The organism is Nocardia sp. NPDC050406, assembly GCF_044459025.1.
Classification (GTDB): domain Bacteria; phylum Actinomycetota; class Actinomycetes; order Mycobacteriales; family Mycobacteriaceae; genus Nocardia.
Genome location: NZ_JBITIM010000002.1, coordinates 2,140,180 through 2,153,444, shown reverse-complemented (window position 1 = coordinate 2,153,444; position 13,265 = coordinate 2,140,180). Strand labels below are relative to the sequence as shown.

At 67.5% G+C, this 13,265-nt stretch carries 16 protein-coding genes; 7 read left to right on the top strand and 9 right to left on the bottom strand.

Annotated features, from left to right (window positions below):
• Positions 1-78 precede the first annotated feature (78 nt).
• From ACIBH2_RS23270 to ACIBH2_RS23255, 4 genes are all read left to right on the top strand, one after another.
• A complete protein-coding gene (locus tag ACIBH2_RS23270) occupies positions 79-345 on the top strand; it encodes a UTRA domain-containing protein (RefSeq protein WP_397120619.1) in 267 nt (88 codons plus the stop codon).
• A 13-nt stretch (positions 346-358) separates the two neighbouring features.
• Positions 359-1,027 carry a YdcF family protein gene (locus ACIBH2_RS23265; protein ID WP_397120617.1) on the top strand — a complete coding sequence of 223 codons (669 nt, stop codon included), beginning with the start codon at positions 359-361 and terminating at the stop codon, positions 1,025-1,027.
• A 100-nt stretch (positions 1,028-1,127) separates the two neighbouring features.
• Positions 1,128-1,556, top strand: a complete 429-nt coding sequence (locus ACIBH2_RS23260; RefSeq protein WP_397120615.1) for a hypothetical protein — start codon at positions 1,128-1,130, stop codon at positions 1,554-1,556.
• 24 nt (positions 1,557-1,580) lie between these two features.
• Positions 1,581-2,075 (top strand): nitroreductase/quinone reductase family protein, encoded by a 495-nt coding sequence (locus ACIBH2_RS23255; protein WP_397120613.1) that lies wholly within the window; start codon positions 1,581-1,583, stop codon positions 2,073-2,075.
• A gap of 38 nt (positions 2,076-2,113) precedes the next feature.
• On the opposite strand, the gene ACIBH2_RS23250 is transcribed toward ACIBH2_RS23255, so the two are convergent.
• The 8 genes from ACIBH2_RS23250 to ACIBH2_RS23215 all read right to left on the bottom strand — a co-directional run bounded on the left by ACIBH2_RS23250 (position 2,114) and on the right by ACIBH2_RS23215 (position 10,058).
• Positions 2,114-2,863: a hypothetical protein gene (locus ACIBH2_RS23250; protein WP_397120611.1), complete on the bottom strand. Its 750-nt coding sequence runs from the start codon at positions 2,861-2,863 to the stop codon at positions 2,114-2,116.
• 41 nt (positions 2,864-2,904) lie between these two features.
• Positions 2,905-3,264, bottom strand: coding sequence for a DUF6188 family protein (locus ACIBH2_RS23245; protein WP_397120609.1), 360 nt, complete (start codon positions 3,262-3,264; stop codon positions 2,905-2,907).
• A 124-nt stretch (positions 3,265-3,388) separates the two neighbouring features.
• Entirely contained in the window at positions 3,389-4,426 is a 1,038-nt protein-coding gene (locus tag ACIBH2_RS23240) for a hypothetical protein (protein WP_397120607.1), read from the bottom strand.
• Positions 4,427-4,468: 42 nt separating this feature from the next.
• Complete coding sequence (locus tag ACIBH2_RS23235) at positions 4,469-4,975, bottom strand: hypothetical protein (RefSeq protein ID WP_397120605.1); 507 nt, start codon at positions 4,973-4,975, stop codon at positions 4,469-4,471.
• A 95-nt stretch (positions 4,976-5,070) separates the two neighbouring features.
• Positions 5,071-6,507, bottom strand: coding sequence for a GntP family permease (locus ACIBH2_RS23230; protein WP_397120603.1), 1,437 nt, complete (start codon positions 6,505-6,507; stop codon positions 5,071-5,073).
• Positions 6,508-6,517: 10 nt separating this feature from the next.
• Positions 6,518-7,126 carry a bifunctional 4-hydroxy-2-oxoglutarate aldolase/2-dehydro-3-deoxy-phosphogluconate aldolase gene (locus ACIBH2_RS23225; protein WP_397121007.1) on the bottom strand — a complete coding sequence of 203 codons (609 nt, stop codon included), beginning with the start codon at positions 7,124-7,126 and terminating at the stop codon, positions 6,518-6,520.
• 8 nt (positions 7,127-7,134) lie between these two features.
• Positions 7,135-8,742: an amidohydrolase family protein gene (locus ACIBH2_RS23220; protein ID WP_397120601.1), complete on the bottom strand. Its 1,608-nt coding sequence runs from the start codon at positions 8,740-8,742 to the stop codon at positions 7,135-7,137.
• Positions 8,743-8,753: 11 nt separating this feature from the next.
• Entirely contained in the window at positions 8,754-10,058 is a 1,305-nt protein-coding gene (locus ACIBH2_RS23215) for an amino acid deaminase (protein WP_397120599.1), read from the bottom strand.
• A gap of 159 nt (positions 10,059-10,217) precedes the next feature.
• Between ACIBH2_RS23215 and ACIBH2_RS23210 the strand changes: the two genes are divergently transcribed.
• Genes ACIBH2_RS23210 through ACIBH2_RS23200 form a run of 3 tightly spaced genes read left to right on the top strand, consistent with a single transcriptional unit; the run spans position 10,218 to position 12,414 of the window.
• Positions 10,218-11,243: a sugar kinase gene (locus ACIBH2_RS23210; protein WP_397120597.1), complete on the top strand. Its 1,026-nt coding sequence runs from the start codon at positions 10,218-10,220 to the stop codon at positions 11,241-11,243.
• Positions 11,240-11,989, top strand: coding sequence for an IclR family transcriptional regulator (locus ACIBH2_RS23205; protein ID WP_397120595.1), 750 nt, complete (start codon positions 11,240-11,242; stop codon positions 11,987-11,989). Before ACIBH2_RS23210 ends, ACIBH2_RS23205 begins: the two co-directional genes overlap by 4 nt.
• 17 nt (positions 11,990-12,006) lie before the next feature.
• Positions 12,007-12,414, top strand: coding sequence for a RidA family protein (locus ACIBH2_RS23200; protein ID WP_397120593.1), 408 nt, complete (start codon positions 12,007-12,009; stop codon positions 12,412-12,414).
• Positions 12,415-12,464: 50 nt separating this feature from the next.
• Here ACIBH2_RS23200 and ACIBH2_RS23195 read toward each other — a convergent pair whose 3' ends face one another.
• Positions 12,465-13,256, bottom strand: coding sequence for an alpha/beta hydrolase (locus ACIBH2_RS23195; RefSeq protein ID WP_397120591.1), 792 nt, complete (start codon positions 13,254-13,256; stop codon positions 12,465-12,467).
• Between the last annotated feature and the right edge of the window lie 9 nt (positions 13,257-13,265).

Sequence of the window (13,265 nt, the reverse complement as noted above, 5' to 3'; positions counted from 1 at the left end):
GGCAAGAGCATTCACGCCGAGGACTTTCGTTCAGCAGGCGCGGACTCCAGCCTCCGCGCCTGAGCCTCGGATTCGAGCTTGCGGGGCATCTGCGAGACGCTATCCAACGAGGCGAGTAAGCCCCCGGGGCCACCTCGACCAGACAAGACGAGTTGGCAGCGCGGTTCGGAGTCAACATCGAAACCACCGGACGAGGTTGAGATGCTTCAGCTTCCAGTTGGTGAACCTGTGATGGTTCTCAAACGCCGGACCTACACCATCGACGATGTCATCGTCGAATTCGCGCGAGGGGTTCACGCCGCTTCGCGATTCTCTTGGACCTACGACTTCACACTTCCCGATTAGAAGGACTCAGTGGATGGCGGCAACGACCTTGCCCGAAAGCCTGCGCCCCGAGGTCGAAATCCTCTGGGAATACACACAATTGCATCACGAGATGCGGCCGGTGGATGTCGGAATCGGGTTGGGTAGCCATGATCTCGGCGTGGCTACGCACGCAGCGGACCTCTACCGGCAGGGCATGTTTCCGTTGGTCGTGTTCACCGGCGCGAACGCGCCATCCACCGTCGCAGCGTTCCCGCGAGGCGAAGCGGTGCACTTTCGCGAGCATGCCCTCGAACTCGGCGTGCCGGACGAGGCCATACTCGTCGAACCACGTGCCACCAATACTGGCGAGAACATCCATTTCAGCCGCGACCTGCTCCAGGAGCGGGGACACTGCGCGGTGCGATCGGTATTGCTCATCTGCCGCCCGTACCAGCAGCGTCGCAGCTACGCCATCTGCCGAAAACGGTGGCCCGAGGTCGATGTCATCTGTGGATCCCGGCCGCTGCCACTGGACGACTATGTCGCCGATATCGGAGACGTCGACCGGGTTATCACCATGCTCGTTGGCGATACGCAGCGGATCTGGGTCTATGCCGATCGGGGGTGGGCGATCGAACAGGAGGTGCCCCGAGAGGTACGAGCGGCGTACGAGCGGCTCGTGGACGCGGGGTTCACCGGTCGGCTGCTGCCGATCGGCTAGTTTGGGCGAAATGTCGGATTCTCTTCGGTTCCGGAAGTCGAGCTTGATCAACTTTCGGCATTTCGCGTGGCCGGATCCGCGGAACCATGCGTATCGGTGGGTGGATATCAAGACGTTCGGGCTGGAGGCCGCGGACCACGAGGTGGATGTATTGCGGGCGCTGATCGCGCATGAGCAGTTCAGGGACGGTTATATCGGGGGTGGGCCGGGGGCGGGGAACGCCGAGCATGGGCCGTATCGGCTGGAGTGCGTGGGGGTCGACAGCTATGAGCGGATCGATCCGGAATTGGCGGTGGGGGTGGTCGAGGAGTGGGCGGGGCAGTTCGGGACGGTGTCGCCGGATTTGGCTGGGGAACTCGAACGGGAGGTGTTGGCCCGGTTTCGGAATGCGGGTGAGGTGTTCGTGCTGCGCGAGTTGGAGGACGATGCTGTGGTCGAGTACGGGCAGGTTCATTGCGAGTTTCATGAATTCGTCACTGTCGACCGGACTCTCGGGGAAGTCGCGCTGATTGTTGCGGCTGACGACTGACCGAGCATTCGTTAGGGTCATGGCATGGCTGGTAATTCCGGGGCGGCGCGGCTGACGCTGAGTGGGCGGTTCAATCACTATTCGAGCACCTACCTGGGTGGCGTGGCGCGGTTCTATGCTCGGCTGCATCGCAGGCTTTACGACCGGTTCGGGGGGACGCGGTTCACGAGGTTGCAGGGGAAGCCGGTGTTTCGGCTGACCGTGGTGGGGCGTAAGTCGGGTGAGCCGCGGCCGGTCATGTTGATGTTGGTGCGTGACGGGGACGATCTGCTGGTGTGCGGGTCCAATGGTGGGCATCCCGGGTTGCCCAACTGGTGGAAGAACCTGGCGGCGGCGGGGCGGGGGGAGGTGCGCGTCGGGAAGCAGACGTGGCCCGTGTCGGTGCGGCAGGTGGAGGATCCGGCCGAATACGAAAAGCATTGGCGCACACTGGTTGCCGGGTATCCGGACTTCGAGACCTATCAGGCGCTGAGCCCCAGGAAGTTCCCGATCGCGGTGCTGAGCCGGGCTGCGGAGTAAGACCCGACCGGATCGAAACCCGGTCGGGCACAGGTTGATCAGACCACCGACTCGCGGGTGAGGCTGGACCACAAGGGTTCGGGTCGCGCGGCGAAGCGCTGGGCCAGGTCGTCGCGGGCGGTGGCGACCCCGGTGGTGCCCGACAGGCAGAAGTCGAGTTCGGCCAGACTCAGCAGCTTGATATTGACCAGGCGAATCGGCCCCAGCGGGCCGGTGACGACATCCGGGAATCCGTCACCGCGCATGCCGATCAGGACCGCCACATCGCCATTGTCGGCCACGAAACTCCCGCGTGCCTCGTCGGGAAAGGTCAAGCCCGGCAACGACATCGAGAGCGTGCCGTAGTGTTCCAGCGCGCCGAGGAACTGCGCGCCGCCCGCCGACACGTTCTTGGCGACCGACCACACCATCTGCCCGAGCCAGGTGTCGGTGACCATCTCATTGGGCCGCCAGTCGCGCGGCACCCCCAGACCCGCCGCGTAGACCTCGACGCCCACGCCGTTGGTGAGGTCCTCGTCGGACCACTGATCGGGGAAGGACAGCCCGTAGCTGGTCACCACCGCCCCGTACTGCCGCCGCACCACGCGGAAGCTCGGGTACTCCACACTCGGCGGTTCGGCCTCCTGCACCCCCATGGTCCGCCAGATCTCCTCCGGGATGAACCGCGAGTGGTACCGCTCCGCGCAGAGCTCCGGATCGACCCGGCCCCACTGTCCCCACACCCCGTCCAGGAGGCTGCCGGTCTCCGAGGAGAACCGTTCGCCATCCGATACGTCCGTTTCAGTCACGCCGCGACGCTAACCGCACTCCCCCACTCCCGCAACGCGATTCACGCCGACCAGGTGGCCAGCTCCCCGCCCGGCATGGAGACCACCAGATAGTTGGGCCCGGTCACCGACCACGCCTCGTAATAGGGGTCGGCGTCCACCACCACCCAGCGCCCGGAGTCCAGGCCGACGCGCAGACCTCCGGCGTCGTTCACCGAGGCCGAGACGACCTTGCCGTCCAGCGCGACCACGAGGTCACCGTTCCCGCGCGCGGAATCCCCCACCACGAAATGCTCCACGCCGTTGGACGTCTCGACGGTCAATTCGCCGCCGATGTGCAGTTCGTACTCCCCCACGCCAATGGCGAGCAGCGGCTCCACGGACAGTACGCACAGCTGCTCACCGGCAATCGGTAGTTCCATGGTCTTCCCTCCGATTCGGGACTATCTGTCCAGAGTGCCCGAATCGCGAGCCGGTTCGCCGCGACGCGCGGCGTCGGCGAACCGGCTCGTGGGCAGCCTCACAGGCTGCCGAGAAGGTGACCGGTCAGGCGTCGGCGAGAATTCCGAGCACCGCGTCGGAGAGGAAGAACGGCTCGAGGCGCTCGCGCACCAGCTTGTCGAGCACGCCGTTGCGCTTGGCCTGTTCGATGACGGCGGGCCCGTAGCGCAGGATCTCCTTGGCGATATCCGCACCGGACAGACCCAGTTCGGGCAGCATGGCCGCGAGGCTGTGGTCGCCGTACTTGGCGTAGAACACCTCCACGCATTCGTCGACGAGCAGGCCGAAGTACTCCTTCTCGCGGGTGGTGTAGGCGATCTGATAGATGATCACGGCCAGCTCGCGCAGTTCCTGCTGCGAGAGGTACTCGCGCAGTCCGCTCACCGGTTCCCCGGCGTGCAGATCCCAGAACTCCATGGCGGCGTCGTGCACGGGCGCGTCCCGCAGCATCTCACGAATGGCGTTGTTGGTGCGCTTGAGCGCGAATTGCGCTCCCTTCCCGGCCATCTCGCCGAGGAAGGTGCCGTCGCCGGTGGCCCGCTCGGCGGCCTTGCGGGCCTGTTTGGCGGCCGAGGTTCCCAGGGAGACAAGCGATCCCACGCCCGGTATCTTGCCCGCCATCTGCCGGTTGCTCTCCATGAAATCGGAGATGAGCTTGTCCACGAATTTGGAGGCGACGGTCGCGATGAGCGGACTCTCGGTGAGCCGCTCCAGAATTCGCTCCTGCGCCTGGTGCATGCCGAATATCTTCTCCAGCAACGCCTCGACCGGCTCGCGCTCCACCACATCACCGAGGGTGTACTCGTTGTTGGCGGCGATATTGTCGTAGATCGAATCGGCGAAGACGCTCACCAGATCGCGCAGTACCGGGCTGCCACCGATCAGGTCGATGACATTGGCGACCGTCTGCTTGGCCTCGTCGATATTCACCACATCGCGGAAGACGATGGTGTCGGCGACGCCGAGCACGGCCTCGGTATCGCGGACCACGACTTCGGCGAACCGGTCGCCGGACACCTCGCCGACAATGTATTCGACCTGCGCGTCCAGTAGTCGTTCGGCGATCTCGCGGGGCTCGGTCATGGCATTCCACCCATCAGATAATTTGGGCCCGCCGAGCGCAGACTACGGTCGATCGGCATCCTCGTCGTGCACCGATTTCCGGATCTGTTCCAGGCGTTCCCGCGCGGCTTTCGCCCGCGCATCCCACTGTTCCTCGACGCTGCGGCCCACTGGTGTCTGCTGGTCGAGTTCGCCCATCCCCCGGGCGGTGCCGTAGCGCTGCTCGACCTTATCGCGAACTGACTCGAAAGTAGGGACTCCTTCCGAGGTGTACCCGGTGGCCTCGCCGATACCGGGTGGCGGTACCGGTATGCCGGAGGTCACAGGGGCGGCTCCGACCTGCCCGAACGCACCGGGAGCATCGGGTTGGGGATAGTTCGCGCCCAATTGCGTGTCCGGACTCACAGTGACGGCGATGGGCACATGACTCGTGGTGGCGGCCAGCGAGGCCGCTACCTCGTGCAGTGCGCCCAAGGCGGCGCGGCCGTCGGTGGCGGTCTCCACAACGGCGGCCAATTCCGCGTCGGACAGGGCCGCCAACGCTCGCGCGAGTTCACCGGCATCAGTCATATGGCCAGGCTACGCACCGCGGGAACGGTCGACCCGACAGTGATAGCGGCGGGGCATGGCCCCGCCGCTACGGCAATTCCTCGGCGACCCGATGGTCAGGCGACGATGGCGAACAGCAGCGCCGCGACCGCGAAGCTCACCACCGACAGCACGGTTTCCAGCACCGTCCAGGTTTGCAATGTCTGTTTGACGGTCAGGTTGAAGTACTTCGCGATGATCCAGAAGCCACCGTCGTTGACGTGGCTGAGGATGATGGACCCGGCGGCGATGGCCATGGCGATGAGGGCGAGCGCCATTTGCGAATAGCCCTGCCCCTCCAGCAACGGGGCGACGATTCCGCCGGTGGTGACGATGGCGACGGTCGCCGAGCCCTGTGCCACGCGCAGCCCGCAGCTGATGAGGTAGGCCAGCACGATGACGGGAAGTCCGGCCGCGGACATGGTTTCGGCGAGCGCCGTGCCGATTCCGGTGGCGGAGATGACCTTTCCGAAGAACGCGCCCGCGCCGACGACGAGCAGCAGCATGCCGATGGGCCGCAGCGATTCACCGGTGAGCGTGCTGAGCTCCTGCACGCTGGAGCCGCGCCGAATGCCGAGCACGTAGAAGGCGATGAGCACGGCCACCAGCAGGGCGACGGCGGGGGTGCCGAGGAAGGTCAGCACGGCAAGGGGTTTGGAGTTCTCCTCCAGGATCTGGCTGCCGAAGGTCGCGCCGAGAATGAGCAGCAAAGGGATGGCGATGATGCCGCCGATGAGCGCCACCGAGGGCGCTTTCTGTTCCAGCACCGTGGTTTTCGGTGTGCCGGGGCCGTCACCGGGGGTCGTGCGCTCGGGGCGGACCAGGAAGTCCTCCGGCACCTCCACGTGCACCCGCTTGCCGATCCAGCCGCCCCAGACAATGCCCGCCGCGACGAATCCCGGCAGGCCGCAGACGAATCCCATGAGAATCAGCCAGCCCAGGCTCACGCCGAGCAGGCCGCCGAGCGCCACGGGGCCGGGGTGCGGTGGCAGGAAGGCGTGGGTCATGGACAGCCCGGCGAGCATGGGCATGGCGTAGAGCACCAGCGAACGCCCGCCGCGTTTGGCGGCCACGTACACCAGCGGCGCGAGGACGAAGATGCCGACGTCGAAGAAGACGGGGATGCCGAAGATGAGGCCCAGGATGCCCATGGCGACGGGAGCGCCCTTGTCGCCGAAGAGTCTCAGCAGTTTGGCGGTGAGCACATCCGCGCCACCGGAGCGTTCGAGGATGGCACCCAGGACGGTACCGAGGCCGATGATCACCGCGATATGGCCGAGAATGCTGCCGAATCCCGTTTCGAGCAGGGATTCACCGGCTTTCAGCGGGGTACCGACGATCTTGGAGACCGGAAGTCCGGCGGCCAGGGCCAGCCCGAGTCCGGTGAGCAGCAGGGCGATGAACGGTTCGAGTTTGAACCGAATGATCGCGAGCAGCAGCACGGCGATGGCGAGTCCGCACAGCACCAGCAGCCCGGGGGTGGTGGTGCGCAGCCAGTCGACTGTTGCGCTCATGGGGTACCTCTCACTTCATGGATCCAACGAAAGATGCGGCGCGCGCGGCGATATCGGACCATCGGCCCGCGGCGACATCGGCGGGCGCGACGACATCGGTGCCCGCCGTGACGGCCACCGCGCCGTGCGCGAGGAATTCGGCGGCATTGCCCGCGTTGACGCCGCCGGAGGGGATGAGATCGATATCGGGGAAGGGGCCGCGCAGGTCCTTCAGATAGCCGGGGCCGAGGGCGCGCGCCGGGAAGATCTTGATCGCGGCCGCGCCGAGGTCGAGGGCGCGCATCACCTCACTGGGTGTGAAAGCGCCCATGACGACCGGGATGTCGCGCCGCACGGCGACGGCGGCGACGGCTTCGCGCAGGCCCGGCGTCACCAGGAAGCGCGCGCCGCTGTCGATGGCGGCCTCGGCCTGTTCGGCGGTGAGCACCGTGCCCGCGCCCACCACGCCGCGACCGGAGTCGGCGACCTCGCGCAGGCAGTCCAGCACGCCGGGCGTGGTGAAGGTGAGCTCCAGGGCGCGAATTCCCGCTCCGGCCAAGGCTTCCGCGAGCGCCACCGGGTCGGGGATCTCGGGGGCGCGCACCACCTGGAGCACGCGGTCGTCGCGGATCACCTGCATGGCGGTGGTCAACGGGTCTCCTTCCGCTCGGGGTTCATGCGCAGCGCGCGTCCGGCCAAGGCGCCGGTGGGCTCGCCGTCGTCGAGGGCGAGCGCGCCGTTGACGAGGACGTGGGATATGCCGCGCGCCTGCTGTTTCGGGTTGTCGAAGGTGGCGGTGTCGGTGATGGTCGCCGGGTCGAAGACGACCAGATCGGCGGCGTAGCCCTCGCGCACGAGTCCGCGATCGCGCAACCGCAGCCGTTGCGCGGGGCGGCCGGTGAGGTGATTGACGCAGTCTTCGAGACCGAGGTGTCCGAGCTCACGGACGTAATGGCCGAGGTAGCGCGGGAAGGTGCCCCACGCGCGCGGATGCGGTCGCTCACCCACGAGCAGCCCGTCACTGCCGCCCATGTGCCGGGAGTGGCGCATGATGGCGCGCACATTCTCCTCGTGGCCGACGTGCTGAAGGATGGTGGTGGCCAACTGATCTCGGGCGAGCAGCTCGAAGAAGACGGCGACCGGCGGCATATCGCGGTCGACGGCGATCTCGGTGATGGTGCGGCCGACGTACGGGGCGAGCTCGTCGTTGCCGACGCCGCTGATCTGGATGGTGTCCCAGTCGACGGTGACGCCGTGACAGCCGTCGGAGCCGTGCAGATTGACGTCGGCCGAGATGCGCACCCGCTCTTCGGGATCGGCGATCCGCGCCAGTGCCGCGTCCGGACCGCCGGACATGGCCCAGCTCGGCAGCAGCGCCGACAGGGTGGTGGAGCCGGGCAGGTACGGGTAGGTGTCGAGGGTGATATCGCAGCCGTCGGCGAGGGCGGCGTCGATCATGTCGAGGAGTTCCGGTGCGCGCCCACGGTTCTCGCCGAAGTTCATGGTGGCGTGCGTGAGGTGCACCGCGCACCCGGCGCTCCGGGCGAGGCCGATCATCTCGGCGTACGCGTCGAGCGCGCCCTTGCCGTAGGAGCGGGTGTGCGGCGCGTAGAAGCCGCCCGCCTCGGCCACCACCTCGCACAGCGCCGCCAATTCGCCGGTGTCGGCGTACATTCCGGGCGTGTAGGTGAGTCCGCTGGACATGCCCACCGCGCCTTGGGCGAGGCCCTCGCGCAACAGTTCGCGCATGAGGTCGATCTCGTGGGGCGTGGCCTCGCGCTGCTCGGACCCGACCACGAGCAGCCGCAGAGTGCCCTGCGGAACCAGGTACGCGGCATTGGGGGTGATGCCTCGGTCGAGCCGGTCCAGGTACTCGCCGACCGTGCGCCACTCGAAGTCGAGGTCGGGATTGCCGTTCCATCCGGCGATCTGGCGGCGCACCACCGCCAGGGTGGGTGCGTCGATGGGCGCGTAGGACAGCCCGTCCTGTCCGATCACCTCGGTGGTGACGCCCTGGCTGAGCTTCGGGAAGTGGCCCGGCTCGGTGATCAGGTGCAGATCGGAGTGCGCGTGCATATCGATGAAGCCGGGCGCGAGCACCGACGTGCCGCCGTCCACAATGCGGTCGGCCCCGCTGATGGTGTTCGGTGCGGCGATGGTGGCGATACGGCCCGCGTCCACCACCACGTCGCCGCGCTGGCGCGGCGCGCCGGTGCCGTCGACGATGTCGATATCGCGAAAGAGCAAGTCGGCCATGATGTCCCGTCTCAGAAGAACGTGTGCAGCAGATCGACCACGCGCGGCCGCTCGGCGTCGGCGCTGTCGATCACGGGGATGAGCCGCCATTTGTCGAAGGCGGTGCAGGGGTGGGAGAGGCCGAGCCGCACCACACTGCCCACCGGTACGTCGGCGGGTGCACCGCCGGGCAGCCGCAGGAAGGTGTGCTGGTCGTTGAGCGCCGAAACCGTTGCCCCGGTGGGCAGTTCATGCGCCGCCGGTCCCGCGATCAGTTGCGGGACCGGCAGCCCCTCATCGAACGGGAGATCGCGCTTACCGGCATCGAGCAGCGCCAACTCCGGTTCCGGCCGGGAGACGGCGCGCGCCCAGCCGTGCATGGCCGAGCGCAGCGGGCGCTCGGTGTGTGCGGCGGTCAGCGGCGAGATGCCCGCGTAGAAGCCGTCGTCGTGAATCAGGTACGCGCCCGAGCGCAATACCACCGAGGTCGGAACGCCCTGTGCCCCTTCGTCGTCCGCCAGTCCAGCGAGTCGCTCCACCACCAGGTCCGGGTAGGCGCTGCCGCCCGCGGTGATGACCGCCGGACCGGAATACTGTCCGGCGGCGGCGATCTCGCGATGCAGGCGGGCCAGTTCGTCGAGATACCCGCGCACGGCGACCAGGGCCTCCGGGGTGCGGTCGTGCGCCAGCGCGCCCTCGTACCCGCCGACGCCGCCGAGCCGCAGGCGCCGCGACCGCGTGATGGCCGTGGCGATCTCGCGGGCGGCCCCGACGGATCGGGCGCCGGTGCGTCCGTGCGCGCCGCCGAGTTCGACCAGGACCGTGATCTTCGCGGTACCCGGCGCGGTCGCGAGGTGTTCGTCCATGAGTTCGACCGTGGCGACACTGTCTGCCCAGCACAGGAATTCGAACTCCGGATCGCGATCCAGCTCCGCGGCCAGCCAGTGCAGCGCGACCGGATCGACCAGGGCATTGGCGAGCAGGATGCGGGCGACGCCGAAGGACCGCGCCACCTGGGCCTGCCAGCCGGTGGCCAGGGTAATGGCCCACGCGCCCGCGTCCAACTGCTCGGCCCACAGCTGCGGCGACATGGTGGTCTTGCCGTGCGGGGCGAGCAGGACGCCCGCGCCGCGCGCCCAATCGGCCATGACCGCGAGATTGTCGTCGACGGCCGCGCGGTCGACGGTCAGCACGGGTGTCTCGAAATCGTCGAGATGTGGTGCGGTGGCCAGGAATTCACGCACGGTCAGCCCCCATGCGGCGGGCGGCAGGGATTTGTGTTCCGGTCCCAGCTCGCGATCGCCCAATGCGGCGACGACGCCCTTGTCGATGGCCACGACGCTCCCTTCGAATATTCGCGCTTCGCTCGACTCCGTGATAGCCGTATGGCATTGCACATTCTGCAACGCTTGTTGCGTATCGTGTTTCCGGTGGTTATTCTGCACGTGATGTCCGATAGCCGCAAGCATTCGAAGGGAGTTCGTGTGATCTGGCCGATGCCAGCCCGTCCGCGGGCGGTCACTGTCGGGGAGGGGCTCGCCGTCCTCGTCGCGCAGCCGGGCCCCCTGGAGGATTCGCGCAGCTTCGATCGCGGCGCGGGTGGGGCCGAGGCGAATGTGGCCGCCGTGCTCACCCAGCTCGGGGTCGAGACGGCGTGGATCTCGCGGGTCGGCGATGACGGCTTCGGCCGGTACCTGGTGCGGCATCTGGCCGAGCGCGGCGTGGACGTCTCCGCCGTGGCGGTGGATGCGACCCGCCCGACGGCGGTGTACGTGAAGGAACGCGGCGGCGGGTCGGGCGGTCCGACCGATCTGGCGGCGGGTGCGAGCCGAATGCTGTACTACCGCACCGGATCCGCCGCGAGCGCCCTGTCCCCGGTCGATCTGGGTGCGGCGACCACGCTGCTGGAGGGCTGCGAACTCGTCCACTTCACCGGAATCACCACCGCGTTGTCCGAGTCGGCGACCGCGCTCACCGAGACCCTGGTGGATATGCCGCGCGGCGGCCGCCTCGTCAGCTTCGATCTGAATTACCGTCCGGCGCTGTGGGATCGGCGCGAGGTGGATGCCGCCGAGGTACTCGCCCGGCATGTGCGCGGCTGCGATGTGGTGTTCCTCGGCTCCGATGAGGCCGAGGCGGTGTTCGGTACCGGTGACCCGGATTCGCTGCGCGCGCTGTTCCCACAGCCCCGGCATCTGGTGGTCAAGAACGACGCGCACGCGGTGATCGGCTTCCTCGGTTCCGATCGGGTCGAGGTGCCCGCCCTCGCGCTGACCGTGACCGAACGCATCGGCGCGGGTGACGCTTTCGCGGGCGGGTACCTGGCCGCGCTGCTCCAGAGCCGACCACACGAGCAGCTGTTGCGCTTCGGTCACCTCTGCGCGGCCGCGGCGCTCACCGGGGTGGGCGACGGGGCCGAGCTGCCGCCCCTGCCGCTCGTCGAATCCCTCGCCGCCATCTCCGCCGCCGACTGGGCTGCCCTGCGCTATCCGGCGGCCGTGACCGAGAATGTGGGCTCATGAGCCAGAGCTTGCAGCGCGCGCTGACCATCCTCACCGAATTGGGCGAGGACTCGAAATCGTTGGACGAGTTGGCCACTCGGCTGGGCGTGCACAAGTCCACGGTGCTGCGGCTGTTGCAGACCATGGAGGCGCAGCGCTTCGTCACCCACGACAGTCAGCATCGGTATCGCCTGGGCTCCAAGCTCTTCGAGCTGGCCAACCGGTCCCTGGAAGGACGCGATATCCGGACGGTGGCCCGGCCGTATCTGGCCGAGCTCAACGCGCTCACCAAGCAGACCATCCATCTGGCGGTCCTCGAATCCGGGGAGGCCATCTACATCGACAAACTCGATGCGACACAGAGTGTCCGCATGTATTCGCGGGTCGGTCGGCCCGCGCCGCTGCACTGCACCGCGGTCGGCAAGGTGCTGGTCTCGGCGCTGCCGAGGAGCCAGTGGCGTGGCATTGCCGAGGGCATCGAGTACAAGAAGTTCACCGACCGCACCATCGCCGATCCGGACGCCTATGTCGCGGAGCTGGAACGCGTTGCCGCGCAAGGCTATGCGGAGGACCACGAGGAGCACGAGACCTTCGTGAACTGCGTGGGCGTCCCGGTCCGCGACGGCACCGGGGCGGTGGTGGCCGCCCTGTCCATGTCGGTGCCCGACATGCTGCTCGACCACGATCAGGTGCTCGCCCTGCTCCCGAGGGTGCGCGCCACCGCCGAGGCGATATCCGCCGAACTCGGCTGGAGCCCCAGCCCCTAACCCCCGAAAGGTTCACCATGAGCGAGAAGATCGCCGTCCGCACCACCGCCGCCCCCGCACCCGCGCACACGTTCTCGCAGGGCGTGCGCAAGGGTCCGTTCGTACAGGTTTCGGGTCAGGGTCCGGTCGACCCGGTCACCAACGAGTACCTGTACCCGGGAGATGTTGCCGCCCAGACCGTTCGGACGCTGGAGAATGTGAAGGCGATCGTGGAGGCCAGCGGCGCGAGCTTCGACGATGTGGTGATGTTGCGCGTATATCTCACCAAGCGCGAGGATTTCGGTCTCATGAATGAGGCCTACGGCGAGTTCGTCGGCAAGCACACCCAGGGCGATGTGCTGCCTTCGCGCACCACTGTCTTCACCGGTCTGCCGCGCGAGGAGATGCTCGTCGAGATCGACGCGGTCGCCATCGTTTCCGAGTAGCCCGCGTGTCGGAGTAGCCCGCGTCTCGGAGTAGTCGTGCCCCGGTGCGGCTAGTCGCTGGCCGACGCTTGGTCGCGGACCGACAGCGTGGCCGTCAGCCATGCGGTGAGGGCTACGGGCCATTCCGGTTGCGCCACTACGTCATTGTGACCCGCGCCCGGGAAGGCCACGAACTTCTTGGGTTCGGGTGCGGCGGCGTAGAGCTCCTCCCCCATCCGGAACGGCAACAGTTCGTCGTTGTCGCCGTGCATGATCAGTACCGGCGCGGTCAGCTTCCGGATGCGGCGCAGACTCGGATACGCCTGGGGAATGAACAGTTTCGGCAGGAACGGGTAGACGGCGGTCGCCGCGTCCCGCAGGCCGGTGAAGGTGGAGATGAGCACCAGCGCCGCCGGTGGATGGGCGATCGCCAGTTCCAGCAGCACCGCGCCGCCCAGCGACTTCCCCAGGTACACAATCTTGTTCGCGTCGACGCCGGGCCGGGCGAGCAGCGCCGTCCGGGCCGCCCGCGCGTCCAGGTAGGTCCCCTCCTCGCTGGGGCGACCGGAACTGCGCCCGTATCCGCGATAGTCGAAGATCAGCACATCGAATCCGGCCTTCGCCAACAGGGCCAGAATCGGCGCGCGATCGCCGATATTGCCGCCATTGCCGTGCGCGAACAGAATATGCCCGACCGGCTGCCCGTGCGCGCGCACGAACCAGGCGTCCACGGTCTCCCCGTCCGCCGTGGGCAGCCGCAGTTCCTCGTAGTCGACGCCGAAATGCGCGGGCGTCATGACGATTCGACGCTCCTGCGGCATGAAGGTCAACAGATTGAGAATGGGCCGTGCGGGATGCCGCATATCGTCTGT